General features: G+C 66.8%; 22 protein-coding genes. 11 read left to right on the top strand and 11 right to left on the bottom strand.

Translation table 11 applies throughout. The features are described from left to right. Positions 1–57: 57 nt before the first annotated feature. The 3 genes from GRB80_RS05910 to GRB80_RS05900 are packed head-to-tail and all read right to left on the bottom strand — an operon-like array spanning position 58 to position 5,164. Positions 58–3,171 (bottom strand): efflux RND transporter permease subunit, encoded by a 3,114-nt coding sequence (locus GRB80_RS05910; RefSeq protein WP_161422876.1) that lies wholly within the window; start codon positions 3,169–3,171, stop codon positions 58–60. Next, positions 3,168–4,550 carry an efflux RND transporter periplasmic adaptor subunit gene (locus GRB80_RS05905; protein ID WP_161422875.1) on the bottom strand — a complete coding sequence of 461 codons (1,383 nt, stop codon included), beginning with the start codon at positions 4,548–4,550 and terminating at the stop codon, positions 3,168–3,170. Before GRB80_RS05905 ends, GRB80_RS05910 begins: the two co-directional genes overlap by 4 nt. Continuing rightward, positions 4,547–5,164, bottom strand: a complete 618-nt coding sequence (locus GRB80_RS05900; RefSeq protein ID WP_161422874.1) for a TetR/AcrR family transcriptional regulator — start codon at positions 5,162–5,164, stop codon at positions 4,547–4,549. The genes GRB80_RS05905 and GRB80_RS05900 overlap by 4 nt, the downstream gene beginning before the upstream one ends. A gap of 218 nt (positions 5,165–5,382) precedes the next feature. Here GRB80_RS05900 and GRB80_RS05895 point away from each other — a divergent pair, with 218 nt between their 5' ends. Next, entirely contained in the window at positions 5,383–6,579 is a 1,197-nt protein-coding gene (locus GRB80_RS05895) for a trans-sulfuration enzyme family protein (protein ID WP_161422873.1), read from the top strand. A 114-nt stretch (positions 6,580–6,693) separates the two neighbouring features. Here GRB80_RS05895 and GRB80_RS05890 read toward each other — a convergent pair whose 3' ends face one another. Further along, complete coding sequence (locus GRB80_RS05890) at positions 6,694–7,533, bottom strand: LysR family transcriptional regulator (protein WP_161422872.1); 840 nt, start codon at positions 7,531–7,533, stop codon at positions 6,694–6,696. 176 nt (positions 7,534–7,709) lie between these two features. Here GRB80_RS05890 and GRB80_RS05885 point away from each other — a divergent pair, with 176 nt between their 5' ends. Genes GRB80_RS05885 through GRB80_RS05870 form a run of 4 tightly spaced genes read left to right on the top strand, consistent with a single transcriptional unit; the run spans position 7,710 to position 12,755 of the window. Then, complete coding sequence (locus GRB80_RS05885; RefSeq protein WP_161422871.1) at positions 7,710–9,344, top strand: cbb3-type cytochrome c oxidase subunit I; 1,635 nt, start codon at positions 7,710–7,712, stop codon at positions 9,342–9,344. After that, positions 9,341–9,961 carry a cbb3-type cytochrome c oxidase subunit II gene (locus GRB80_RS05880; RefSeq protein WP_161422870.1) on the top strand — a complete coding sequence of 207 codons (621 nt, stop codon included), beginning with the start codon at positions 9,341–9,343 and terminating at the stop codon, positions 9,959–9,961. The genes GRB80_RS05885 and GRB80_RS05880 overlap by 4 nt, the downstream gene beginning before the upstream one ends. Further along, positions 9,958–10,542, top strand: coding sequence for a c-type cytochrome (locus GRB80_RS05875; RefSeq protein WP_161422869.1), 585 nt, complete (start codon positions 9,958–9,960; stop codon positions 10,540–10,542). The genes GRB80_RS05880 and GRB80_RS05875 overlap by 4 nt, the downstream gene beginning before the upstream one ends. Further along, the gene (locus tag GRB80_RS05870) at positions 10,539–12,755 is read left to right on the top strand and encodes a heavy metal translocating P-type ATPase (protein ID WP_309663575.1); all 2,217 of its coding nucleotides are present in this window, start codon (positions 10,539–10,541) and stop codon (positions 12,753–12,755) included. Before GRB80_RS05875 ends, GRB80_RS05870 begins: the two co-directional genes overlap by 4 nt. Before the next feature lie 3 nt (positions 12,756–12,758). Here GRB80_RS05870 and norR read toward each other — a convergent pair whose 3' ends face one another. After that, positions 12,759–14,285 carry a nitric oxide reductase transcriptional regulator NorR gene (gene norR / locus GRB80_RS05865; protein ID WP_161422868.1) on the bottom strand — a complete coding sequence of 509 codons (1,527 nt, stop codon included), beginning with the start codon at positions 14,283–14,285 and terminating at the stop codon, positions 12,759–12,761. Between the two features lie 181 nt (positions 14,286–14,466). Here norR and ytfE point away from each other — a divergent pair, with 181 nt between their 5' ends. The 5 genes from ytfE to GRB80_RS05840 all read left to right on the top strand — a co-directional run bounded on the left by ytfE (position 14,467) and on the right by GRB80_RS05840 (position 18,548). Then, a complete protein-coding gene (ytfE, locus tag GRB80_RS05860; RefSeq protein ID WP_161422867.1) occupies positions 14,467–15,123 on the top strand; it encodes an iron-sulfur cluster repair protein YtfE in 657 nt (218 codons plus the stop codon). Positions 15,124–15,184: 61 nt separating this feature from the next. Beyond that, complete coding sequence (locus GRB80_RS05855; protein ID WP_161422866.1) at positions 15,185–15,805, top strand: hemerythrin domain-containing protein; 621 nt, start codon at positions 15,185–15,187, stop codon at positions 15,803–15,805. A 68-nt stretch (positions 15,806–15,873) separates the two neighbouring features. Beyond that, positions 15,874–16,869: a ubiquinone anaerobic biosynthesis protein UbiU gene (gene ubiU, locus GRB80_RS05850; RefSeq protein WP_161422865.1), complete on the top strand. Its 996-nt coding sequence runs from the start codon at positions 15,874–15,876 to the stop codon at positions 16,867–16,869. Positions 16,870–16,878: 9 nt separating this feature from the next. Then, complete coding sequence (locus tag GRB80_RS05845; protein ID WP_161422864.1) at positions 16,879–17,802, top strand: U32 family peptidase; 924 nt, start codon at positions 16,879–16,881, stop codon at positions 17,800–17,802. Positions 17,803–17,807: 5 nt separating this feature from the next. Continuing rightward, complete coding sequence (locus GRB80_RS05840) at positions 17,808–18,548, top strand: anaerobic ribonucleoside-triphosphate reductase activating protein (RefSeq protein ID WP_161422863.1); 741 nt, start codon at positions 17,808–17,810, stop codon at positions 18,546–18,548. A 90-nt stretch (positions 18,549–18,638) separates the two neighbouring features. Here GRB80_RS05840 and GRB80_RS05835 read toward each other — a convergent pair whose 3' ends face one another. The 4 genes from GRB80_RS05835 to trmB form a co-directional block, all read right to left on the bottom strand. After that, positions 18,639–19,409 carry a ribonucleoside-diphosphate reductase gene (locus GRB80_RS05835; RefSeq protein ID WP_161422862.1) on the bottom strand — a complete coding sequence of 257 codons (771 nt, stop codon included), beginning with the start codon at positions 19,407–19,409 and terminating at the stop codon, positions 18,639–18,641. A 54-nt stretch (positions 19,410–19,463) separates the two neighbouring features. Beyond that, entirely contained in the window at positions 19,464–21,575 is a 2,112-nt protein-coding gene (locus GRB80_RS05830; RefSeq protein ID WP_161422861.1) for an adenosylcobalamin-dependent ribonucleoside-diphosphate reductase, read from the bottom strand. Between the two features lie 38 nt (positions 21,576–21,613). After that, the gene (gene ubiT, locus GRB80_RS05825) at positions 21,614–22,108 is read right to left on the bottom strand and encodes a ubiquinone anaerobic biosynthesis accessory factor UbiT (protein WP_161422860.1); all 495 of its coding nucleotides are present in this window, start codon (positions 22,106–22,108) and stop codon (positions 21,614–21,616) included. 314 nt (positions 22,109–22,422) lie between these two features. Then, positions 22,423–23,163 carry a tRNA (guanosine(46)-N7)-methyltransferase TrmB gene (gene trmB / locus GRB80_RS05820; protein ID WP_132041769.1) on the bottom strand — a complete coding sequence of 247 codons (741 nt, stop codon included), beginning with the start codon at positions 23,161–23,163 and terminating at the stop codon, positions 22,423–22,425. 138 nt (positions 23,164–23,301) lie between these two features. Here trmB and GRB80_RS05815 point away from each other — a divergent pair, with 138 nt between their 5' ends. Then, complete coding sequence (locus GRB80_RS05815) at positions 23,302–23,685, top strand: DUF423 domain-containing protein (RefSeq protein WP_161422859.1); 384 nt, start codon at positions 23,302–23,304, stop codon at positions 23,683–23,685. A 6-nt stretch (positions 23,686–23,691) separates the two neighbouring features. Here GRB80_RS05815 and GRB80_RS05810 read toward each other — a convergent pair whose 3' ends face one another. Both GRB80_RS05810 and GRB80_RS05805 read right to left on the bottom strand, forming a co-directional pair. Then, positions 23,692–24,105, bottom strand: coding sequence for a PaaI family thioesterase (locus GRB80_RS05810; RefSeq protein WP_132041771.1), 414 nt, complete (start codon positions 24,103–24,105; stop codon positions 23,692–23,694). Positions 24,106–24,286: 181 nt separating this feature from the next. Further along, a complete protein-coding gene (locus GRB80_RS05805; protein WP_161422858.1) occupies positions 24,287–26,461 on the bottom strand; it encodes a malate synthase G in 2,175 nt (724 codons plus the stop codon). Between the last annotated feature and the right edge of the window lie 96 nt (positions 26,462–26,557).

Here is a 26,557-nt window from a genome sequence, read left to right as displayed (position 1 = left end):
CTAGTCGAGGATGCGCGACCGTCAAGGCGGTTGCCCGGGCGGGTCACTCTGTTTCGCTTACCTCCTGGCTCCCCCCTGTCTCGCCCCTCCGCGGGTCCAGCCCCAGTCATCGAGCAGCACATAGAGTGCCGGGATCACCAGCAGCACCAGCAGGGTCGCGCTGAGCAGACCGAACACCACGGCGATCACCAGCGGCTTGATGGCATCCGCCTGGGTGCTGGTCTCGGCCAGCAGCGGCGCCAGTCCGGCGATGGTGGTCGTGGAGGAGATCAGGATGGCACGCAGCCGATCGCGGCTGGCCTGGCCGGCGGCCGCCACCGCGTCCAGGCCGCGCTCACGGTGCGTCTTGATAAAGTGGATCAGCAGGATGGCATTGTTGACCACGATTCCGGCCAGCGAGGCGGCACCGATCAGCGAGGGCATGGAGAGGTAGTAGCCCATCAGCACATGCCCCCAGAGGGCTCCGATAAAGGCCAGTGGAATGGAGAGCATGACGATCAGCGGCTCCATATAGCTGCGAAACTGAAAGGAGAGGATCACGAAGATTCCCACCAGGCCGATCAGCAGGCCACGCGCGATGGAGCCGCCGGTCTCCGCGGAGCTGGCCACTTGCCCCTCGAAGGTGACGGCTACCTCGGGGTGGCGCGCCTCGAAGTCGGCCAGCCAGCCACTATCCACCAGGTCATCGACGATCGCCTGGGCGCTGGCCCGGCGGGCATCGACATTGGCCTCCACGGTGACCGTGCGACGACCATCGATACGGGTGATGCGTGCCCACTCGCGACGCTCGGCCACGTCGGTGACCACCGAGAGGGGCACCCGGCTGCCGCCGGGCAGCAGCAGGGTCTGGTCGGCCAGGTCATCGAGGCCATCGCGGTCGGCCTTGGCCTGGCGCACCAGCACCTCTATCTCCTGTTCGCCGATACGCTGGGTATCGGCGATCTCGCCGAGCAGGGCCGTGCGCAGCTGGCTGGCCACCTCCTCGGCGGTCAACCCGAGCCCGTGAGCCCCGGGCGCCATGGAGTAGGCGCGCTGGGGCTTGCCCAGACGCTGATCATCCATGACGTTGTAGACCGCCGAGTAGCCCTCGAGATGCGCGGCCAGCTCCAGCGCCGCCGCCTTCATGGCATCGAGATCCTCGCCGGTCAGGCGCACCTCTATCGGCACCCCGGCGGGGCCGAAGCCCGGCTCCTGGATGATCAGGCGCTGCAACCCCGCAATCTCGCCGATCGCCTTGCGCCACTCCGCTGTCAGGGTGTCCAGCGTCACCGAGCGTGTCTCGGCGGTGAGCAGATCGACGCTCACCGTCGCCACATGGGGGCCTGCCTCACGCGCGCTGAGGTTATGATTGAAGCGCACCTGCATCGCCTCGACCAGCGCCGCGCCTTCCGGCTGCTCGGGCGAATAGCGGGCATCGAGCTCCTTCATGGCCGCTGCCACCCGCTCGGCCACCGCCTCGGTGCGCTCGAGCGGCGTGCCCTGGGGCATCAGGATACGCGCCTCCAGCACGTCGCCGTCGATATCGGGCATCGCCTCGCTGCCAAGATGACCACCGGCCATGAAGCCGACCGACCCCAGAATCACGGCAAACATCGCGCCGAGCACCCCATGGCGGAAACGGATCGCCCGGTCGGCCAGCCTTCCCACTCCCTCGCGAAAGCGCTCGAAGCCGCGATCGAAGGCGCGGCGAAAGCGAGAATCATGGCCCTGCTGCAGATGCGTTACGCTCCCCTTGAGGTGATGAGGCAGAATCCAGAACGCCTCGACCAGGCTCGCCGCCAGGGCGGCGATCAACACCACCGGCAGCACCTCGAGCACCGCGCCCATCTCGCCGGCCAGGAAGGAGAGCGGAACGAAGACCGAGGCGGTGGTCAGAAACGACGACAGCACCCCGGGCAGCACCTGGCGAGTCCCCGAGACCACCGCTGCCAGCGGCGAGGCACTCTCCCCCACGTGGGCGGCGATGCTGTCGGTGATAACGATGGCGTCGTCCATGACGATACCGATCGCCATCAGCAGTCCCACCAGGGTGATCATGTTCAGGGTGAGCCCGGTCAGTCCCATCACCAGGAAGGCGCCCATGAAGGCGGCGGGCAACCCCAGCACCGCCCACAGTGCCAGGCGTGGCCGAAAGAACAGGCTCATCACCAGCACCACCAGCGCAAGCCCCATCAGGCCGTTGGCCACCAGCATCTGCAGACGGTCGCGGACGATGCCGGTCATGTCCTGGGTCAGGGTCAGCGTTACGCCACCCTCGAAGCGGCGACGCTCCGCTTCGACCAGCGCCTCGAGCTCCTCCTTTACCGTCAGGGCGTCATCGCGCAGGCTCTTGCTTACCTCCAGCACCAGCGACGGCTCGCCGTTGAAGACAATCTTCTCCTCATCGCGCTCACCGGCTTCGGTAAGGGTGGCGATATCGCCCAGCGTCAGCTCACCGCCGGCCGGGTCGGAGACCACCACCAGGCGCGCAAGCTCGGCAAGCGAGCGGCGCTGGTCGGTAAAGCGCAGCAGGATATCGCGCCCGGGGGTCTCCAGGGTGCCCAGCGGCAGATCCTGGCTCTGGGCGGAGACCCGGCGCGCCAGGTCGCGGGCCGAGAGTCCGTGCTGACCCAGCACCTCACCGGGCACCTCCACCTGCCACTGGCGCTGGGACATCCCGTGAATCGCCACCTTGGCCACACCGGGCAGGGCCATGATGCGCTCCTCCAGCCGCAGGGCGTACTCCTCGAGCCGGGAGGTTGGCATATCGGAAGAGACCGCGACTGCCGCCACCAGGTCGCTGCGGTGCAGCTCGCGCACCACCGGCGGGTCGGCCCGGACCGGAAACTCGCTGATGGCCCCGACTTCGGTATCGATCTCGCCGAGAAAACGCAGTGAATCGCCACCGGCCTGCATGGTGGCGGTGGCACTGGCCAGGTTGTCCTGGGCCACGCAGACGAACTCGTCGAGGTACTCCACCCCCTTGACCGCCTCATGCAGGCGCCGACACACGGCATCCTCCACATCGGCTGCGCTGGCTCCGCGGTAGACCACCTCGACGCTCACCTCCACCGGGCGATAATCGGGGAATGTCTCGCGCTTGAGCGTTGGGGCCGTAAAGAGCCCGGCGGCGAGCAGCAGCACCAGCAGCAGATTGGCGGCGGTGGGGTGAGCGGCAAACCAGCGGATCATGGCTGCGCCTCCTCCTGCTCTTCGCCCAGCGCCTGGTCGGCAATCCGCGCCTCCAGGTTCCGGTCACGCTGCCCGGCAACGGCCATCTCGGCGATCGCCGTGGAGAGGTCATCGACCACCACCCTCTCGCCGGGGGCCAGGCCGGCCGAGATCACCGCCAGGTCCCCCTGCTCGAAGGCCACGCTCACCGCCCGCCGCTCGAGGCGTTGATCGGCATCCACCAGCCACACCTCGCCCTGATGCACCGCACCGGCCGGTATCGCCAGCCGAGGTTCGGGGCTCGACGCGGTAAGCCGCGTACGTACGTACATATCACGCTGCAGCGGTGGGCGATCCGGCGGCCGGGCACCTCGGTAGGGGTGATCGACCCGCACCACGGCACGCACCGTTCGAGTGGCGGGGTCCAGCCCGCTGGCCACTCGTACCAGCTCGCCCGACCAGCCAATGCCCTCGGCACCGACCAGCAACAGCTCGGCATCGACCGCTGAGAAATCCAGTCGTTCGCCCAGATCCAACCCCTGGCCGAAGGGTTCATCGGGCAGTACCGCGCCCAGCAGGCGACGCATCATGCCGATGGGAATATGCGCCTCCACCTCGGCGGCGGCCAGGCTCTCGGCCTGGAACAGTCGCTGCCCGCTGCCCACGAACTGGTGCAGCTCCACCTCGACGTCGCTCAGGCGCAGATCATAGGGCGCCTCGAAGCGGGTATCCGACAGGTCCTCCCGGGCCTGGGCCAGGCGCACCTCGGCCTGCTCACGCTGGGCCTGGAGCACCTCGCGCCGCGCGGGCATCAGTGCCAGCGTGTTCTCCAGTGAGGCCACCGCCCGACGCTGCCCCACGGTGCTGCGCCGCTGCTCGTCACGCCGCGAGGTGGAGACCGAGCCGCTGGCTGCGAGTCGCTCGATGCGCGACAGCTCCTGCTCGGCCAGGGCAAGCGCCTGCTGCTCCAGCGCCAGCAGGCGCCCGGTGTTCTCCTCCTCGGCCTCGATCTGCGACAGCTCGCCGTCCAGGCGTGAAAGCTCCGCCTCCGCCTCGGCGATGGCCAGCTCATAGCGACTGGGATCCAGCGCCACCAGCAGCGTGCCCTCGGGCAGCAGGGTACCGCTCGCAAGCCCAGGGTGTCGCTCCACCACGCGCCCCGCCACGTTGGCAATCGCCTGCCAAATCTCGGCGGGGCGCGCCACGCCGTGGCCACGTGCCTCCAGGCGAAACTCCAGGGGCCGGACCTCGATGGTCCTGACCGGGGTGGCGGATACCGCCGTTTCCTGGCGCTCGGGAGCCTGGCGATTGACCACGAAGAACATCAGCAGCGCCACTCCCACGGCGACGCCGATCAGCACCGTCAACCCCCTTCCCAATCGCCGTACCCAGGACCTCATGCACCACCTCCCGCCTCGGCGAGAATGCCGTGTCGATAGAGATCGAAGGCCGCCGGTGCTCGATCGACGATACCGGCCACGTCATCGGCGATCAGCGACTGCAACACCAGCCCCTGGACGCAGCCGATAAACTGGCCAGCCGCGGCGTCCAGATCGAGCTCGGGGCGCAGCTGACCCTGCCGCCCGGCCTGCTCGAGCAGGTGCAGCAGGCGGGAGCGATAGCGTTCCATCAGGCCACGCACCAGGCGGCTGGCAGCGGTAGGCCGCGGGTACTGCAACTGACTCATCAGCAGTCGCGGAACCCCGGGGTGCTCACCGATAAAGGCCACATGAGCCAGAAACATTGCCTCGAGGGCCGCCAGGGGGTCCTCGATGCCCTCGGCAGCGGCGGCGACCCGTGCCATGACTCGCTCGGCGATCCAGGCCACGGCGGCCTCCCAGATCGCCTCCTTGTTGGGAAAGTGGCGAAACAGGGCCCCCTGGGTCACGCCCATGTGCCGAGCGATGCACCCGGTCGTCAGGGTGGCGGGCTCCTCATGGCCGCATAGCTCGATCACCGCTTCCACGGTGCGCTCCCGTCGCTCGTCGGCGGGGAGGTGCTGACGTTGAGGCATGTTGGAGCCTCCAAAGATAGTAACCGATTACTAACTTAAGCGATCGCCTGTCGCTCTGCCAGGCCTCGTTGTCACACCTCTGACCACGGTCAATTTATCCGGGAAAGTCCCTGAATCCCATGGATCCTGCCTTTCAAAACAAACCTAACTTATTGAAAGCAAATGGATAGCATGGGAAAACAGGGCTAGATTCAGGAAAGACTCGTCGGAGAATCAGGATGCCACAGACTCGCTCGTCCCACCTCGGGCCCGCCACCCGGGCCATCCATGGCCAACGGCAGCGTGATGCCTTCGGCAGCCCGCACATGCCGATCTACGACACCACCACCTTCGCCTATCCGGACACCGCCGCGCTGCTGGAGGTGACCGAAGGCCGCCGCCGCGGCCCTCTCTACTCCCGCTATGGCCTCAACCCCACTCTCTTTGCCCTGGAGGAGACACTGGCCGCGCTGGAGGGAGCCGAGGCGGCATGGGCCTTCTCATCCGGCATGGCCGCCATCAGCACCCTGTTCCTGAGTCATGGTCGGCGCGGCATCGTCTGCCTGGGCGAGGTGTATGGCGGCACCCTGGGCCTGCTCGAGCAGCAGCTTCCCGAACTGGGCATCGAGACGCACTTCATGCCGGAAGGGCATGACCCCGATACGCTGGAACGTCTGCTGGCGTCGGGTACGGGGCTGGTCTACCTGGAAACACCGACCAATCCGACGCTGCAACTGATCGATATCGCGGCGGTGGCCGAGCAGGCCCACCGCCACGGCGCCCTGGTGGCGGTGGATGCCACCTTCGCTACCCCCATCAACCAGCAGTCGCTGGCGCTGGGCGCCGATATCGTGGTGCACAGCGCCACCAAGTACCTGGGCGGGCACAGCGACCTGACCGCCGGTGCCGTCATGGGGCCGGTCAGACTGCTCGAGCCGATGTGGCGATGGCGTCAGAACCTGGGCAGCGCCCTTTCCCCCCAGATAGCCTCGCTGCTGTCGAGAAGCCTGCGTACCCTGCCGCTGCGCATGCAGCGCCATGAGGCTTCCGCCCAGGCCATCGCCGAGGCACTGCTGGATCATCCCGCCATCGACCGGGTGCTCTATCCCGGCCTGCCCTCACACCCCGGGCATTCGCTGGCAAGGCGACAGATGCGTGGCTTCGGCGGCATGGTCACCCTGGAGATAGCAGGCGGGCGCGATGCGGCCACCGCCGTGGCCGACCGGCTGACACTCTTTGCCCTGGCCCCGAGCCTCGGGGGTGCCGAGAGCCTGGTGACCCAGCCCTGCACCACCTCCCATGCGGATCTCTCGACCGAGGAGCGCACACGACGCGGCATCAGCGACGGCATGCTGCGCCTCTCTGTCGGCCTGGAGGATGTCGAGGACCTGCTTGCCGACCTGCACCAGGCGCTGGACCCGGAGCCGGGGAGCTGATGCCGGCCCTGCTCAGACGCAATGCCATGCTGCTCGACCGCGCCGCGGCCGGGCTCTTTCCGGGATACTTCGCCATCACGATGGCGACTGGCGACATCCTGCATCGGTCGCCCGTCATTCCACCCTGCCCACTTGTCGATACAGAAGCGTGAGAGCGTCATCGAGTCCCGCCGGCCTGCGCTCGCGCGGATGGAGTAGATAGACGGGATAGGAGAACTCCGGCATGCCAGGGACTCGCTCCAGGACTCCCTGGTCGAGGTAGGGTTGAACGACGCCCAGCCGGAAGTAGCCCGCCCCTGAATGGCTGAGCAGGTAGTGCAGGGCCAGCGGGCCCAGGTTCACCTCGATCACCGGGCTGGCAAACTGAGGCAGCGCCGCATCATGCTCACGGCGAAAAAGCTCTCCCCAATCCACGTAAAGATAGGGGCTGGTAGCATCGGCTCCCGGCTTGCGCACCATCACCAGTCTCTCTTCCTGAAGAAGCTCGACCTGCATGCTGGGCCAGTAGTCCACCTGATGCACCAGAGCCGCATCCAGCATGCCCTGGGTGAGCTTCTCCTGAAGCTCGCGGCGGGCACCCACCTCGATGCGTACCGCCAGTTGAGGCTGTGACTCCCGAAGGGCATTCAGCCAGCCTGTCAGCAGCGGGTCCCACAGGCTGGTTTCGCCTCCCAGTGAGAGCACTCGCCGAATGCCCTGGGGCAGGGGCAATTCGCGCTGCGCGGCCTCCCATACCTGCACCAGTCGTGCGGCATGCTCGGCAAAGCGCTCGCCATCGGCAGTCATCGCCACTCCACCGCGATTGCGCTCCAGCAACCGGCAACCGAGACGCTCTTCCAGCTTGCGCATCCGCATGGTGACCGTGGTCTGCGTGACATGCAGCGACTCGGCCGCCTCACTGAAGCTGCCGTAGCGCAGGATTCCCAGAAATGTCCTGGCAAGCTCGATATCCATACGCCCTCCTGGATCAATATTTTTGATATAAAATCGGAAAACTATTCATTATACATCAATATATGATCGCTCTAGATTGAGGGTGTGACGCACCGCACCGCCTCCCCCTGACAAAAACCAGCCCTGCCCGGCCCATGCAAGGCGGCGGCAGGGCCGGACAGTATCGAAGGCACTCCATGACCCCCACCATTGCTATCCTGCTTATCATCACGTTTGTGGTGTCGGCAGTGGGCCTGCTCCTGCTGATCTGGTCCATCGCCACCAATCAGTTCGGTCACGGCCGCCTCGCCGCCCGCACCATCTTCCTCGAGGGCGAGGAGGGGCACGGCGAGGACCCCGCCCGCGACGCAGGGTCAGAACAGGCCGATGCCGACATCAGCCACGAGGAGCTCCAGACTCGTGAGGTTGCCGACCAGTCATCCCGCCAGGCGGCACTCGCCTGGCTGGGCTCGGCGGTCTTCTGGCTCCTGGTAGGCTCCGCCTACGGCCTGCTGACCTCCGGGAAGTTCCATTGGCCCGAGCTGCTGGCCGACAGCGAATGGCTCACCTTCGGTCGGGTTCGCCCCATGCATCTCAATGCCGTTGCCTACGGCTGGGCGTCCATGGCCGGCGTGGGGGTCGCGATCTTTTTGATTCCACGTCTGTTCAAGACGGCACTGGTGGGCGGCAGATACGCCTTGTCGGGGGCCGGCCTCTGGAACCTCGGCATGATTCTGGGTCTGGTGGCGATCAACCTGGGGCTTTCCGACGGAGAGGAGTGGCTGGAATTCCCCTGGCAGGTCGACATCCTGTTCGTGATCGGCGGCGGCCTGTGTGCCATTCCTCTGGTGCTGACGGCCGCCAATCGGCGTGTCTCGCACCTCTATGTCACCAGCTGGTACCTGCTGGCCGCCCTGGTATGGTTTCCCATCCTCTTCCTGCTGGCCAACCTGCCCGGCCTCTTCCCCGGCGCCTCCGGTGCCACCGTCAACTGGTGGTTCGCCCATAACGTGCTGGGGCTCTGGGTGACCCCCATCGGGGTCGGCATCGCCTACTACATGATTCCCAAGATCCTGGGCCGGCCGATCATCTCCTATCAGCTGTCGCTGATCGGCTTCTGGTCGCTGGCGCTGTTCTACAGCCAGGTGGGCATCCATCATCTGGTGGGCGGGCCGGTGCCGACCTGGCTGGTCACGCTCTCCATCGTGCACAGCGTGATGATGTCGATACCGGTGATCACCGTCGCCATCAACCACCACGGCACCATGTGGGGCCACTTCGGCATGCTGCGGCGCTCGCCCACCCTGCGCTTCGTCTGGATCGGGGCGCTGATGTACACCGTGTCGTCGCTGCAGGGCTCCATGGAGGCGCTGCGTAGCGTCAATGTCATCACCCACTTCACCCACTACACCGTGGGTCACGCCCATCTGGGGATGTACGCCTTCCTCAGCATGATCCTGTTCGGCGCCATCTACTTCATCATGCCCCGCCTGCTGAACTGGGAGTGGCCCTGGCGTCCGCTTATCACCCTGCACTTCTGGCTGGTCTCGATCGGCATCCTGATCTACGTCGTGGCGCTCTCCGTCGGCGGCTGGCTACAGGGCCTGGCGCTGCTCGACGCCGACACGCCGTTCATGGAGATCGTGCGCCTCACCCTGCCCTACCTGGAGACGCGCACCCTGGGCGGCGCCATGATGGCCCTGGGTCATCTGATATTCGCCATACACTTCGTGGCCATGCTGACCCGTCGCGGCAAGGACCGGCGCCAGCCGACGCTGTTCCGCGCCGGTGAGCGCCAGCACAAGCACAGCAGCGTGGAGGCCCAGCAATGAAGCGTGCCTTAGCGATCATGGTCGGGGCGGCACTCATCCTGCTGCTGGCCATGCTCACCCTGGTGGCCATGCCCTATGTGCAGCTCTCTTCCGAGGCCGTCCCCGAACAGCTCGAGCCCTACACCACGGCTCAGCAGCGCGGCCGGGATCTCTACATCGCCAACGGCTGCGTCTACTGCCACAGCCAGCAGCCCCGCGACCCCGGCTTCTCCAGCGCCGACGGCGAGCGCGGTTGGGGACGGCCCTCGGTGCCCGGCGACTACGCCTTCGACCAACCCCACCTGATGGGCACCATGCGTACCGGGCCCGACCTGTTCAATATCGGGGCGCGCCAGCCCAGCGTGGACTGGCACCTGCTGCACCTCTACAACCCGCGCGCGGTGGTCGAAGGCAGCATCATGCCCGCCTATCGCTTCCTGTTCCGCGTGGTCGATACGCCCGCGGAGGGCGATCGCGTGGTCAAGATTCCCGGACCCTACGGTCCCGAGTCGGGCACCGTGGTGGCGACCCGCGAGGCGCTGGAGCTGACCTCCTATCTGCTGGCCCTGGACCGCACCTACCCCGCCTCGACTCTGCCCCAGGCGGAGACGGCGCAGGCGCAAGGAGAAGGCCAATGAGTTCCCGCGATACCCAGCGCGCCCAGCGGCGCGAAAACCCCGAGCCCAGCGAGGGACAGCGTCCGGTTCCACGCCTGGTAGTGCTGTGGATCGGCGTGCTCCTGCTGTGGGGCGTCGGCTACTACGCCTGGAACATCGGTGCCCCGCTGACGGGCGGCGACAGCCGCACCGCCGTGGTGCAGGAACCGGCCGGCAGTGGCGTGAACGGCGAGAAGCTCTTCACCGCCCACTGTGCCGCCTGCCATCAACCGACCGGCCAGGGCGTGGCCGGCACCTTTCCCCCGCTGGTCGGCAGCCGCTGGCTGCTGAACGACCCCACCCTGCCGATAGCGATCGTCAACGATGGCCTGAGTGGACCGATCACGGTGGACGGCGAGGAGTACCAGGGCAACATGCCGGCCTTCGGTGACAAGCTCTCCGCCGAGGAGCTGGCCGCGGTGCTGAGCTATGTCCGCGGCGCCTGGGACAACGACGCCGCGGCGATCGAACCGGCGCTGGTGAAGGAGCACCGGGAGCGCTACGGCCATCACGACGCCTGGAGCGTGGAGGCACTCGGCGATAGCTTCACCCTGCCAGAGTGAACGTCACCGTACCGAACACCGCCGCCGGCGGGGTTCACGCAGCGCCGCCCACCGAAGTCGAGCGGGTGCTGGCGGTCGAGGGCATGCATTGCGCCGGCTGCGCCGCCGCGGTAGAGGCGCGACTCCGCCGCCAGCCCGGCGTGATCGAGGCGGTCGTCAACTTCACCGCCGACTCCGCCGTGCTGCGCTGGGAGGCCTCCTCGACCTCCTTCGCCCGACTGCAACGCGTCGTGGCCAGGCTCGGCTATCGGCTACGCGACCCCAACGCGGCAGAAGGCGCGGACGCCGACGTTGACCCCCTGCGGCGCTCGCTTCAGTGGCGACTGGCGGTCGCCGTCTTCTTCGGCATGTGGAGCATGATGCCGTCGCTGCTGATCTATCTCGCTCCCCTGGGCCTGGTGGAACCTGGCGTCACCTGGCCCCTGGCCGTTGCCGCGGGAGCGATGGCCACGCCGGTGATTCTCTATTCGGGCAGCCATTTTTACCGCGTCGGCTGGCGCACCCTGCGGGCTGGCGTGCCCGGTCTCGACACCCTGATCGGCACGGCGGTGATGGCGGCCAGTCTGGTCTCGATCTGGCACCTGTTGCACGGCTCTGCGGATGTCTACTTCGATGCCGCGGTGATGCTGATCACCTTCCAGCTGCTGGCACGCCTGATCGACAGCGGGGTGCGTCGGCGCGCCTCGGCGATCATCCGTGGTTACCTGAACTTGACGCCGGAAGAGGTGCGAATCTGGCAAGATGGTGCCTGGCGGCCGATGGCGACTGGCCAAGTCACGGTCGGCCAGCGCCTGCGTCTGCAGGCCGGCGAGGAGCTGGCGCTGGACGGTCGCGTGGTGGCCGGCACCGGCGAGATGGATCTCTCGCCGCTCAGCGGCGAAACCGCACCGCGTCCCGTCGGCCAGAACGATCGGCTGGAGGCGGGCTGTCGCCTGGTCACCGGCGAGCTCGAGCTGTGCGTGACCGCCGGGGTCGGCGCGCGCCGGCTTGATGCCATCGCGCGTTCGGTTCGCGCCCTGCTCAGCCGCAAGAGTGCCATGCAGCGGCTCGCCGACCGCCTTGCCCGATGGTTGCTGCCGCTGATATTCGCGGCCGCGACCCTGGCCGTAGGGCTGGGTATTGCACAGGGGCAGCCACTCGACCAACTCGTCGTCAACGGCCTGTCGGTGCTGATCATCGCCTGCCCCTGTGCGCTTAGCCTGGCGATTCCGCTGGTGGTGGTGCTGGGCCACGCCCGCCTGGTGACGCTGGGCATCCTGTTTCGTGACCCCGCCGCCCTGGAGGCCGCCGCGGCGACCGAGGTCGTCGTCTTCGACAAGACGGGAACGCTGACCACCGGCACACCCTCCTTGGCGTCGATCGAGCCGACCGAGGCGACATCGGCGGAGGCACTGAGGCAGCTGGCGGTCGATGCCCTGCACGGTGTCGCCCATCCGATCGCCAAGGGACTCGAGGCCAGTGCCTTCTCATCGCCGGACGCCGACCAGGGCCGGCGCGAGACCCATCCCGGTGCTGGCGTCGCCTGGTACCGAGGGGCAACGCTGACGCTGGCGGGACGGCACGAATGGCTGCGCGAGCACGGCGTCGCGGTGCCCGCCTGTGAAGACGACGGCATGGTGCTCCACCTGGCACGGGACGGCCGCTACCTGGGGCGTCTGCTGTTCCGGGAGACGTTGCGCCCCGAGGCGCCGGCCACGGTGCGACGCCTTCAGGCCGCCGGCTACCCCATCTACCTGCTTAGTGGCGATACTCCCCAGGCCTGCGGGGAAGTTGCCGCGACCCTGGGCATCCCGCCGGAGCGCGTACTGACGGGCCACTCACCCGAGCAGAAGTCAGACTTCGTCACGGCTCTGGAGCGCCGTTCGGGCGTCGCCTTTATCGGTGACGGCGTCAACGACGGGCTGGCGCTGGCCGGCGCTCGCCTGGGTATCGCCGTGGGGGCGGCCACCACGACGGCCAGCCAGGCCGCCGCGGTGACGCTGCCGGATGGCCTGACGCGCATTCCCGATACCCTGCGCCTGGCCCGGCGTGCGCGCCGCCTGATGCGCGGCAACCTGGGCTGGGCGATCGGTTACAACACCCTGGCTATCCCGCTGGCCGTCGCCGGCTGGATCGCCCCGGTGATCGCCGCCGTGGCGATGACGCTCAGCAGTCTGTGCGTGCTCGCCAACAGCCTGCGCATACGCAAGGGGCACCCGCCGCCGGACGGCTAACACCTACTTCATCCCCAGCCGCCTGGCCAGCTTGTGCAGGTTGCTGGGATCCAGCTCCAGGCGGCGCGCCGCCGCCGCCCAGCGACCCTCACAGGCATCCAGGGCCTCACGAATCGCTCGACGCTGGCTCATCTCCACCTGTTCGCGCAGGCTCGATGCGACGATCGGCGCCGGGCTCTCCGATCCTTGCGGCACGCTATCGCCCCTCCCCTCGGGGATAGGCAGGTCGAGCCAGGCCGGCTCCAGGGTAATGATCTCGTCGCGTCGTGCCCCGTGGCTCAAGGCCTTGATCGACGCGCGGCTGATCACATGCTCCAGCTCACGCACATTACCCGGCCAGGCATAGGCCAGCAGCAGCTCCTCCGCCTGCGGGGAGAGGCGCAGGCTGCGCACCCCGAGCCGAGTGCGGTTGATCTCCAGAAAGTGGCCGGCCAGCACCAGCACATCGCTGCCCCGCTCGCGCAGCGGCGGAATGGCCACCGGATAGACCGACAGGCGGTGATAGAGGTCGGCACGAAAGCTGCCGGCACGCACCGCCTCGGCCAGCTGACGGTTGGTGGCGGCGATGATGCGCACATCGACACGCCTCGGCAGATCCTCGCCCAGCCGCTGCACTTCGCCTTCCTGAATCGCGCGCAGCAGCTTGGCCTGTACCGCCAGCGGCAGCTCGCCCACTTCGTCGAGAAACAGGGTACCGCCGTCGGCCGCCTCGAAGCGGCCGGCACGTTCGGCACTGGCGCCGGAGAAGGCACCCTTCACATGGCCGAACAGCTCACTCTCGGCCAGTGACTCGGGCAGCGCCGCACAGTTCACCTGCACCAGCGGTGCGGCGTGTCGTGCCGAGCGGCGATGCAGGCGACGGGCAAAGAGCTCCTTGCCGACTCCGGTTTCGCCGCTGAGCAGTACCGACAGATCCGCTCCCGCCACGACATCGAGTTCACGCAGCAGCCGCTGAAGCACTTCACTATGACCGAGGATATCCCGAGCCTCGGGCGCCGCAAGCGGCAGACCACTCTCCTGCTGAGCCATGCGCAGGGCGCGCAGATCGCGCTCCAGACGACTGACCCTTACCGCGGCCTCGATCAGCAGCGCATAGCGCTCCAGGGCGGCACAGTCGGCGGCATCGAAGGTCCCCGCCTCCAGTGCATCCAGGGTCAGTGCTCCCCAGGGCTCGCCCTCCACATGCAGACTGATGCCCATGCAGTCGTGGACATGCAGGGGCTGGCCGGGCTGCTGCTCCACCAGGCCATCATAGGGGTCCGGAAGGTTGGCATCGGGGGGAAAGAGGGTGGTAGCGCGACTGGCAAGGATGGTGGCCAGGCGGGGATGCTGGGCCACCTCGAAGCGCCGTCCCAGGGCCTCTCGTACCAGGCCGTCCAGCGCCAGCGGCACCAGGCAGCCCTCCTCCAGGCGCAGCAGGCAGACGGCACCGCATCGAAAGCTCTCGCGCAGGGTGCGCACCAGACGCTGCAGGCGCACCGCACTGGGCAGGTCGGCGACCAGGTCGGCCAGCAGGGTGTCGTCAAGCATGGTGATAATTACCTCAACGGGTTTAAACAACCCTAATCGACCCGGGTACTTTTCACCACTGCCACTTCAACAACCCCATGGCAGCGGCCTCTGGAATCTGGCACGAGGTTTGCTTGATAAGAAATGCCAATCAGCTCTATTTCCCTTTTACCCTTTCCCATCTGCCCCAGGAGCTTCTCCCATGAGCCTGATCGAACAGACCGTCGGCCGCACCGCCCTGACCCTGCCCGGCGCCACGCGGGTGTTTCGCGACCACAATATCGACTTCTGCTGCGGCGGCCGCATCAGCCTGCGCGAGGCCGCCGAACGTATCGGCCTGGCACCCGAGACGCTGGTGAGCGAGCTCGAGGCGTTGCCCGCCGGCGAAAGCGACGCACGCGACTGGCAGTCGGCCAGCAATGACGAGCTGGTCGAGCATATCCTGACCCGCTACCACGATGTCCATCGCCAGCAGCTGCCCGAGCTTGTGCGCATGGCCCGTCGCGTCGAACAGGTCCATGGCGAGCGAGACACCTGCCCCAACGGCCTGGCCGACCTGCTCACCACCCTCCACCAGGAGATGGAGAGCCATATGCAGAAGGAGGAACAGATCCTCTTCCCGATGCTGCGCCGAGGCATGGCCGCCCAGGCCCAGGGCCCTATCGCGGTGATGCGTCATGAGCACGATGACCACGGCGAGCACCTGGAACAGCTGGCCGCGCTGACCGACGACATCACCCCACCCCGGGGGGCCTGTACCACCTGGCGCGCCCTCTACACCGGTCTTCGGGAGTTCCGCGACGACCTGATGCAGCACATCCACCTGGAGAACAACCTGCTCTTCGAACGGGCCGGCTAGACCGGCCGCACACGCGATGGTGCGTCGCCGTCAGCATCGGCGACGCACCCGGGAGGCCACCATGAAAGCCATCATTTTGGAACGCCTGCATGCCGACCATCGGCGCTATGCGGCACTGCTGTGCATCCTTGACCGCCAGCTGCATATTGCCACCTGCGACGAGATCCCCGACTACCGCCTGTTGGCCGGGCTCTGCCACTACCTGACCCATCAGCCCGAGGAGTGGCACCATCCGGTCGAGGATGCCCTCTTCGCGCGCCTGGCCGGCTGCGATGCGCAGAGCGCCGAGCTGCTTGCCGTGCTTACCGAGGAGCACCGGCGGATCTCCCGTAACGGCAAGGAGCTCGAGACGACCTTCCATCGCCAGGCCAGCGATGCCCCTCAGGCCGAGCTCGATCTCAACCGACTCAACCTCGCCCTCGCCTTCAGCGAGCTCTACCGCCACCACCTCTACAGCGAGGAGCGGCACGTCTATCCGCTGATCGAGCGCTGCATCCCTGCCGCTGAGCTCGACAGCCTGGTACCCCACCTCTCCCTGGCAAGCCCAGCAGAGGGCAGCACCGGCTTCCAGCGGCTCTACCGCCAGATTGCCGACCATCACACCGGCCTGCGCCTGGGGCACGGCGAGCAGGCCGACTTCTGCCCGCTCTGCGACGCCAGACCCGACTACGCCTCCTTATGATCCGAGTCAAAAGGCCGCGCGGGATAGTCGACTAGCATGGTCGGAATTCCCACCACAGGAGGCTCACCATGGAGCTCGTCTGCCCCGCCGGCAACCTGCCCGCCCTCAAGCGCGCCGTGGATGAAGGGGCCGATGCCGTCTATTTCGGCTTTCAGAACACCACCAACGCCCGCCAGTTCGCCGGCCTCAACTTCACCGACAAGCGTGCCAGGGAGGGCATCGACTACGCCCACGCCCGCGGCAAGCGGGTCTTCTGCGCCATCAATACCTATCCGCAGCCGGACGGCTGGGCGATGTGGACCCGTGCCGTGGACCAAGCCGCGGATCTCGGCGTCGACGCCCTGATCATGGCCGACATGGGGCTGCTCGACTATGCCGCCCGCCGCCACCCGAATCTCGCCCGCCACCTCTCGGTGCAGGGCTCGGCCACCAGCCATGAGGCGCTGCGCTTCTACCACGACCAGTTCGGCATCAAGCGCGCCGTGCTGCCCCGGGTGCTCTCCATGACCCAGGTACGCGACCTGGCGAAGCAGAGCCCGGTGGAGCTCGAGGTATTCGCCTTCGGCAGCCTGTGCATCATGGCCGAGGGGCGCTGCTATCTCTCCTCCTACCTGACCGGCGAATCGCCCAACACCCGTGGCGTCTGCTCCCCGGCGGCCCATGTGCGCTGGGAGGAGACCCCGGAGGGCCTCGAGTCGCGCCTGAACGGCGTGCTGATCGACCGCTACGGCGAGGGCGAGAACGCCGGCTACCCCACCCTGTGCAAGGGGCGCTTCGAGGTGGGCGGCGAGACCTATCACGCCATCGAGGAGCCCACCAGCCTCAACACCCTGGAGCTGCTGCCGGAGCTTGCGGAGCTCGGTATCACCGCGGTGAAGATCGAGGGGCGCCAGCGCAGCCCGGCCTATGTCTCGAAGGTCGCCGGCATCTGGCGCCAGGCCCTGGACCGCCTGGCACGAGCCCCGGGACGCTTCCACACCGAGCCCGCCTGGATGACCGGCCTGGGCGAGGTCTCGGAAGGCAGCACGACCACCCTGGGCGCCTACGAGCGCCGCTGGAAATAGGAGAGCCCCATGCCCGCTACCCCCACGCTTCAGCTGTCGCTCGGCCCGGTGCTCTTCTACTGGACCCGCGAGCACTATGCCGACTTCTATCGTGAGGCCGCCGACTGGCCGGTGGAGATCATTCATCTCGGTGAGTCGGTCTGCTCTCGGCGCCGCGACATGAAGCTCGACGACTGGCTAGGAATAGGCCGCGAGCTCACCCAGAGCGGCAAGCAGGTGGTGCTCTCGAGCCAGACCCTGATCGAGTCCGAGGCCGACCTGCGCGACCTGCGCAAGCTGTGCGACAACGGCGAGTTCCTGGTCGAGGCCAATGACCAGAGCGCCCTGCAACGCCTGTCGGCGGCGAAGCGGCCCTTCGTGGCCGGCGCCGCCCTCAACCTCTACAATCCCGCGACCCTGGCGGTTCTCTCCCGCGCCGGCATGCAGCGCTGGCAGGCGCCGGTGGAGATGTCCCGGGACGACCTGACCCGGCTGCTCGACGACTGCCGTCAGCAGGGCCTCGACGCCCCCTGCGAGGTGTTCGCCTACGGCCATCTGCCGCTGGCCTGGTCGTCACGCTGCTTCACGGCGCGGCGCTACCAGAAGCCCAAGGACCGCTGCCAGTTCGTCTGCCAGAAACACCCCGAGGGGCTGGCACTGCGCACTCAAGAGGCGTCCCATCAGGTGTTTACCCTCAACGGCATCCAGACCCTCTCCGGGGCCTGCCAGGACCTGCGTCATGAGGTGTCGGGCATGGTCGAGATGGGCGTCGGCGTGGCACGCCTGAGCCCGCGTCCGGAGGGCATGGCGGACGTGGTCACGGCCTTCGATGCGGCCCGCCGGGGCGAGCTGCCCTCGCCCGACCCGCTCAGCCTGGTCGACGCCGAGGTCTGCGACGGCTACTGGCACGCCCGCCCCGGCATGGATCACAGCCGGACCGCCGGTCTCGGGTAGGTGCCATGCGGATCCCCCTGGCGCCCGTCCCGCAGGCCCCCGTCCGGCTACCCATCGCGGGCTTCGAGGCACGCGATGACCACGCCTTCCCGGGGCGCCGGACGGCGGTGGTCTACCTGCAGGGGTGTCCCCTGCAGTGTGGTTACTGCGAGACGGCGAGCAGCATGGGGCCGGCACGACGAGCCGCCGCGGGGGAGTGGGAGGCCATCGAGGGGCTGCTGGCCGCCCGAGTCGGCGATCTCGATGCCGTGGTATTCAGCGGCGGCGAGCCCACCCTGCACCCGGACCTGCCCGCCGCCGCCGAGGCCTGCCGGGCACTGGGGCTGGCGGTGGGGCTGCACACCGCCGGCGCCTACCCCGAGCGCCTGGAACGGCTGCTGCCGCATCTCGACTGGGTGGCCCTGGATACCAAGGGGCGCGGCGCCGACTTCGACCGCATCGCAGGTCGAGCGGGTATCTGGCGCCGGCACGCGCTCAGCCTGTCGCTGCTGCTGGAGGCCGGGGTGCCCTTCGAGTGCCGGACCACGCTGCACTGGCGCGACTTCAGCCTCGATGCCCTCGAGCAGCTGGCCATGACCCTGGCCGACTGCGGGGTGCGTCGCTACGCCATCCAGCTCGCCCGCCTGGAGCGCTGCCTGGATCCGGCCTATCGCCGTGCGGTGGAGGATGCCCCGCCCCGCGAGGCGCTGGAGAGTCTGGCACGCCGGCTGAAGCGCCACTTCGATCATCTCGAGCTACGCGGCTGACGCCCCCAAACGCACCACCCCGGGTCACTCTCGTGACCCGGGGTGGTGCGTTTGGGGGCGAGGCTGGCGGTCAGCCTGCCTACACTGCTGTTATCCGCACTTGGACCAACCACAACCGGAGTAACAGGTGGGGCAGCCATCCATCATCACCAGCTCACCATTGCACTCGGGGCAGTGGCCAACCACGGTGGGGCCGTCGCCCTTGGCCTTGCCGGACTCCTGGCTCTTGGCGGCCTCCTGGGTCTTGCGTTCGGCCTGTTCGATCTCCTCCGCGGTAGGCGGCACCCAGAGGTGGCCGCTGGCCTGACGCTGGGCGTAGCGCGTCACCAGCTCCTCCACCGGAACCTGATTGCCGTCCTGATCGAGGAAACCACGCCGATAGAGGATCTGCTGGATCGACCAGGCGATGGCCGCGACCTCGGAGTCATGGAACATCGGCTTGCCCCAGCGGTTCATGCCGCAGCGCACCAGGCCCTTGTCCCAGGCCACCTTGCGCAGGTCGGCCACCGCCTGGGTGACATAACCGCCACGGGCCGCCAGCGACAGGCTACGCATGGTAGCGGTGATCCACTGGTGCTCGCTGGAGAGCTGGCCGGAGGGGAAGAAGAACTCCACCGGACGCTCGATCACCACGCGCTTGCCGTTGAGCACGCCCTCGACGGGCATGAACGACACCAGCAGGTAGACCTTCTTGCGGCCTTCGGCGCCGACATAGGAGATCTTCTCCGACACGGCCTCCAGGGTCCCCTCGGGACGCGAGGGAATGCGGACCGTGAGCGGGTTCTCCTCGGCCAGCGGCGGCTCTTCCACCGCCTTCTTGACGCTGTAGGAAACGATCTTGGAATTGATCTCGACGGCCATCAGGGGCTCCTCCGATAAATTGTCAGTTGGCACGCGACAGCTGAAAGGCTCGGCTTACCACTTGCCATAGGTGCCTTCCTTCAGTGCGTCATAGAGGTTGGCCGCATTGTGCTCCTCACCGTCATAGATGACCTTCTCGTCACCCGCCAGCTCGACGCTCTCGCCGTTCTCCAGCTCGAACACATAGGTGGTGTTCTTGAGGTCGTCCTCGCGCACCAGCACGCCCTGGAAGGCTTCCGGGTTGAAGCGGAAGGTGGTGCAGCCCTTCAGCTTGCTGGCGTAGGCGTCGAGGTAGAGATCCTTGAACTCCTCGAAGGGGAACTCGGTAGGCACGTTCACCGTCTTGGAGATCGCCGAATCGACCCACGCCTGGGCGGCGGCCTGCACCGCGACGTGCTGCTTCGGCGAGACGGCATCGGCGGTGATGAAGTAGTCCGGCAGGTCACTCTCCACGGCATCGGCGGCAATAAAGTGACGATAGGCCGCCAGCTCGAAGGAAACAACCTCGACCTGCTCCTTGGTCTTCTTGCCCGCCTGGATGACGTTACGGAAGTAGCGGTGCGAGAACGACGGCTCGATGCCGTTGGAGGCATTGTTGCCAAGCGACAGCGAGATGGTGCCGGTCGGTGCGATGGAGCTGTGGTGGGTGAAGCGTGCACCGTGCTCGGCCAGCTGGCCAACCAGTTCCGGTTCCACTTCGGCGACCTTCTGCATGTAGCGGCTGTAGCGCGCATGCAGGATGCGACCGGGGACCTTGTCGCCGACCTCGTAGCCGTCCTTCTTGAGCTCGGGGCGCTCACGCAACATCTTCGGCGTGATCTCGTAATCCTCGGCGAGCGCGGGTGCCATGCCCTTCTCGCGGGAGAGCTCGAGTGCCTGCTTCCAGCCCTCGATGGCCAGGTTGCGGCTCACCTCCTCGGTGAACGCCAGCGACTCCGGTGAACCATAGGGGATCTTGAGCATGGTCAGGGTGGAGCCCAGGCCCAGAAAGCCCATGCCGTGACGACGCTTGGCCTCGATCTCGCGGCGCTGCCCCTCGAGCGGCAGCCCACTGATCTCCACCACGTTGTCCAGCATGCGGGTAAAGATCGCCACCACCTCGCGGTAGCGTGCCCAGTCGAAGCGCGGCTTCTTGCCGAAGGGGTCGATGACGAAGCGGGTCAGGTTGACCGAGCCCAGCAGGCAGGCGCCCTCCGGCGGCAGCGGCTGCTCACCGCAGGGATTGGTGGCGCGGATCTCCTCGCAGAACCAGTTGTTGTTCATGCGATTGACCTGGTCGATCAGGATGAAGCCCGGCTCGGCGTAGTCGTAGGTGGAGCTCATGATGGTGTCCCACAGCTCGCGAGCCTTGATCACCTCGACGATACGGCAGGCCACACGACCCTCGGCATCGACGGTATAGCCCTCTTCCACCACCGGCCAGTCCCGGTAGATCAGCTCGCTCTCGTCGACGTCATCCTTCTCGCCGGCATGCAGCGGGAAGGCCAACGGCCAGTCGCTGTCGTTCTTCACCGCTTCCATGAACTCATCGGTGATCAGCAGGCTGAGGTTGAACTGACGCAGGCGGCCCGCCTCGCGCTTGGCCTCGATGAACTGGCGCACATCGGGATGGCCGACATCGAAGGTGCCCATCTGGGCACCGCGGCGACCGCCGGCGGAGGCCACCGTGAAGCACATCTTGTCGTAGATATCCATGAACGCCAGGGGACCGTTGGTGCCCGCTCCGGCGCCAAACACGAAGGCGCCCTTGTGACGCAGGGTGGAGAAGTCATAGCCGATGCCGCAGCCCGCCTTGAGGGTCATGCCGGCATCCACTACCGAGCCGAGGATATCGTGCATGGAGTCGCGGATGGTGCGCGATACCGTGCAGTTGATCAGGCTTACCGCCGGCTTGTAGGCCTCGGCACCGGCGTTGGACATGATGCGGCCGGCAGGGATGGCGCCATTCTCCAGCGCCCAGCGAAACTTCGGCAGCCAGGCATCGGCCTGTTTGCCTTCCACCGCGGCGAGTGCCCGGGCCACGCGGTCCCAGGTGGCGGCCACGTCCTGGTCCACGGGCTTACCGTGACGGTCCTTGAGGCGATACTTGGAGTCCCAGATATCACGGGACGGCCCCTGCAGGGGCACCTCGTTGGATGACTTCACTGCCTTGGTGGAAGTGCTCATTCGGATGGCTCCGGAAGAAATACGTTAATCGAAAAATGTCAGCTCGTGCGTCTTGCCAGTCGCTCCAGGCGGACCAGCAGTTCGCCGAAGGGCCCCTGGGCCAAGCCCTCCTCGCGTCCGTCGAGCAGGTTCTTGACCATTAGGCCCAGTTCGGTGTCGCCCTCGATCAGCAGCCGGCGCTGGAAGAACAGCGCGTCGGGATCCTCTCGCCGGGTCGCCAGGCAGAGGAACTCCCGCCAGCCCCCGCGAATGGTGGCCTCGCCGGGCTCATGGCACACCAGCAGGCGCTCGCTCTCCTGAGTGAGCGTCAACGACATGCCGATGTCCTCGATGGCCAGGGTGATACGGCGCCCCTCCAGGGCGTCGAACTCCCCCTCGGCCAGAGGCTCGGCGAAGGTGCGATTGAGCAGCGGCTCCACCAGACGGCGCTTGATACCAACCGGCACGCGCGGATCGATGGCGCGAATCAGTTGGGCGGGTGCGAGAGGATGCGGCAGGGCCTGTAACGGTAAAGACAGCAACGACAGAGACATGACAACTCTCCTGAAGGGGAACCATGCGACCAAGAGCCTGCCGGACTTGACGCTGATCTACTCCGAAATCCGAATCTCTCGTTGCGATCGGTCAAATCCGACAGGCCCCCAGGCCGCCGAACCGTTCATCCTAGGCCGCTGCTCCCGGGGCTGCACTGACATGCATCATGTCGGTGGCAGGCCTCATCCTTACCCGCGGCCAGACTACCATATATAGTCCATATCCGGTCAGCAAGCCCCATATCTGGTGAAACCTGGGGTGCATCATGACCTATTTTCATTTGACAGCCTGGCCCCGCGAAGTAGCGTCAGCTTCATCCAACTCGACGATAGATAAGATCCCAGACCCCGTGGCCCAGTTTCTCGCCGCGGGCCTCGAACTTGGTCAGCGGTCGAAACGCCGGACGTGGCACATAGGGTGAGATATCGGCATCGGCGGTATTGGCGAAGCCATCGGCGGCATCCATCACTTCGGCCATCCACTCGGCATAGGCTTCCCAGTCGGTGGCGAGGTGGAAGGTACCACCGGCCTTCAGCCGCGTACGTACCAGTTCGACAAAGGCGGGCTGAACGATGCGCCGCTTGTGGTGCTTCTTCTTGGGCCAGGGATCCGGGAAGAACAGCTGCACGGTATCCAGGCTCGCCTCGGGAAGGCACTGCTCCAGCACCGCCAGGGCATCCTCACGGTAGACACGCAGGTTGGTGAGGCCACGCTTGTCGACCTCGTCGAGCAGCTTGCCAACACCCGGCGCATGCACCTCGATACCGATGAAGTCGGTATCGGGATGAGTCTCGGCCTGCTCCACCAGCGAGGCCCCCATGCCGAAGCCGATCTCCACCACACGAGGGGCTTCGCGGCCGAACAGGACATCGAGGTCCTGGCGGCCGTCGGCCAGGGTCAGGCCGAGTCGCGGCCATACTTCCTCGAGCCCGCGGGTCTGGGCCTGGGTCATGCGCCCGGCGCGCAGGACATAGCTCTTGATGCCGCGGCGATGCAGCGGGGCATCCGCTCCCTCCGGGCCGGTCGTCTTGTCATCATGGTGGGGGTCGGTCATGGCGCGGGGCTGCTCTCTGAACGGAATCTTCTGGGCGGATTTTCTGGGCTTGGATAAATCGGGGGCGCGTATTGTAGCGGCTAACTCTCGTCCGGGGTACGGTAGCGACCGATTCTATATGGATAATGAGGACTCCCCATGCAGGACAGGAGATGGTGGCTGACCGCGGCGCTCTCCGGCGCCCTGGTGGTGATCGCCGGCGCCTTCGCCGCCCACGCCCTGGAGGGGCAGCTGACCCCACGACTGGCGGCGGCCTTCGAGACCGGGGTGCGCTACCAGGCGTGGCATACCCTGGCACTGCTGGCGGTGCTTGCCTGGCGCAGCAGCGCTCGCCTGCCCGGACAACGGCTGGCCATGGGGCTATGGGCGGCCGGCATCGCGCTCTTCTCCGGCTCGCTCTACGCCATGGCACTCAGCGGTGTGACACGGCTGGGGATCATCACGCCGATCGGGGGCACCCTGATGATCGGTGGTTGGCTGGCATTGGCGGCCGCGATTCTGCGCGCACCGCCCCGTGGCTGAGGCCCATCAGTCACGATCCGGCAGGGCATAGGTGGCGGTGACCAGGGCCACCGGCTCCTCCTGGCCGGCGGAGAAGAGCTGAACCTCGCCCACCGCCAGGCGACGACCCAGCTTGAGGAGGCGAGCGGTGGCGATGATATCGCGATCGCCCCGTGGGCGGCGCAGGAAGCGACAATGCAGATCGCTGGTCACCGCCATGGGCTCGGGGCCGATCTCGGCGAGGATCGCCACATAGAGGCAGACGTCGGCCAGGCCCATCAGGGTAGGGCCGGAGACGCTGGCACCGGGACGCAGATGCTCGTCATCGATGGCCAGGCTCATGGTGGCCTTCATATGATCGACGGCCTCGATGGTGCCGATTCGCTGGGGAAAAACCTCGTCGAGGAAGTCTTCGATGGCGGCGGCTGTCATCACGGGCATGGTGGGGCCTCCCTGCGGTAGCGAGTGACGATGGTGAGTGCATCAGGCACCACCTTAGCCGACTGGCCGCGACGCCGACAGTGCCACCCCCTACACTCATCAACGAAAGCGCCCCCGCGGTATGATGACCGCGGGGGCGCTCGATCGAAACCTCGACCGAAGACGCCAAGGTCCCGATTGCTTACTTCGCCTTGTGCACGGCGCGCCAGTGGTGCAGCAGCGGCTCGGTGTAGCCGGAGGGCTGTACGCGGCCCTTGAAGACCAGATCGCTGGCGGCCTGGAAGGCGCTGGAGCCCTCGAAGTCCGCGCTCATCGGCGTGTAGTCCGGGTCACCGGCATTCTGCTCGTCGACCACCTTGGCCATGCGCTTTAGGGTCTCCTCAACGCGGGCGGCGTCGACCACACCATGGTGCAGCCAGTTGGCGATGTGCTGGCTGGAGATGCGCAGCGTGGCACGGTCCTCCATCAAGCCCACATCGTGGATGTCCGGCACCTTGGAGCAGCCCACACCGTGCTCGACCCAGCGCACCACGTAACCGAGGATGCCCTGGCAGTTGTTGTCGAGCTCCTGCTGCAGCTCCTCATCGCTCCAGTCGGTGTTTTCGGCGACCGGCACGGTGAGCAGATCATCGAGACAGTCGGCCTCGCCCTGCGCTTCCATCTCGCGCTGAATCGCGCTGACGTCCACCTGGTGGTAGTGCAGGGCGTGCAGTGCCGCAGCGGTGGGCGACGGTACCCAGGCGGTGTTGGCACCCGCCTTGGGGTGACCGATCTTCTGTTCGAGCATGGCGGCCATCAGGTCAGGCATCGCCCACATGCCCTTGCCGATCTGGGCACGGCCACGCAGGCCACAGGCCAGACCCACCTGAACGTTGTTCTTCTCGTAGGCCTGGATCCAGGCGGCGCCCTTCATGTCACCCTTGCGGATCATCGGGCCCGCTTCCATGGCGGTGTGCATCTCGTCGCCGGTGCGGTCGAGGAAGCCGGTATTGATGAACACGACACGGGAGGACGCCTCGGCAATACAGGCCTTGAGGTTGACCGATGTGCGGCGCTCCTCGTCCATGATGCCCATCTTGAGGGTATCGCGCTCCATGCCCAGCAGGTCCTCGATACGGCCGAACAGCTCGTTGGAGAACGCCACTTCCCTGGGGCCATGCATCTTGGGCTTGACGATATAGACCGAGCCCTCACGCGAGTTGCGCAGGTCGCCCTCGCCCTTCTTGAGATCGTGCAGGGCCGCCAGGCTGGTGACGATGCCATCGAGGATGCCTTCAGGCAGCTCGTTGCCTTCGGCGTCGAGTACCGCGGGGGTCGTCATCAGATGGCCGACGTTGCGCACGAACATCAGCGAGCGACCCGGCAGGGTGATGCTGTCACCGTCGGTATTCTGCCAGGTGCGGTCGGCATTGAGGCGACGGGTAAAGGTCTTGCCGCCCTTCTCCATCTCCTGCTGCAGATCGCCCTTCATCAGGCCCAGCCAGCTGGAGTAGACGCTGACCTTGTCCTCGGCATCCACGGCCGCCACGGAGTCTTCACAGTCCATGATCGCGGTCAGGGCAGCCTCGACCATCACGTCCTTGACGCCGGCCGGGTCGGTCTTGCCGATCGGGTGGGTCGGGTCGATCTGGATCTCCAGATGCAGGCCGTGATTGCTCAGCAGGATCGCCTCGGGGCTCTCCGCCGGGCCGTTGAAGCCCACCAGCTTGCCGGCGTCCTTGAGCCCGGTCTCGCGGCCTCCCTCCAGGGTGACCACCAGATGGCCATCACGCAGGGCATACCGAGTGGCGTCGCGATGAGAGCCGGTCGCCAGCGGCGCGGCACGGTCGAGCACACCTCGGGCGTAGGCGATGACCTTCTCGCCACGCTTGGGATTGAAGCTGCTTCCCTTCTCGGCACCATCCTCCTCGGAGATGGCGTCGGTACCATAGAGGGCGTCATAGAGACTCCCCCAGCGGGCGTTGGCAGCGTTCAGCGCATAGCGTGTATTGTCGACCGGCACCACCAGTTGCGGACCTGCCTGAACGGCGACTTCGCGATCGACGTTGGCAGTATTCACTTCAACCTGAGCCGGAGACGGCACCAGGTAGCCGATCTCCTCAAGGAAACCGCGATAGGCGGCCATATCACGGACCGGACCGGGGTTCTCACGATGCCAGGCGTCCAGCTTCTCCTGAAGACGGTCACGCTCGGCGAGCAGTTCACGGTTCTTCGGGGTCAGATCATGAAAGAGGGCATCGACGCCGGCCCAGAATGCCTCGGCATCGACGCCGGTGCCAGGAAGCGCCTGCTCGTTGATAAAGCGGTCCAGTTCGGCGGCCACCTGAAGGCGGTGGCGTGTGACGCGCTGGGTCATGGTGAATCTCCTCACACTGGGCAGACGGCGGGTGCACACCGCGCTGCCATCAACAGGGTTGGGTGACTGCGTAACTACAATTTTGTGGAAAACGCT

The sequence above is a fragment of the Halomonas icarae genome (assembly GCF_009901955.1).
In the GTDB taxonomy this organism is placed as follows: domain Bacteria; phylum Pseudomonadota; class Gammaproteobacteria; order Pseudomonadales; family Halomonadaceae; genus Halomonas; species Halomonas icarae.
This window is presented reverse-complemented; position numbering and strand designations above follow the sequence as displayed.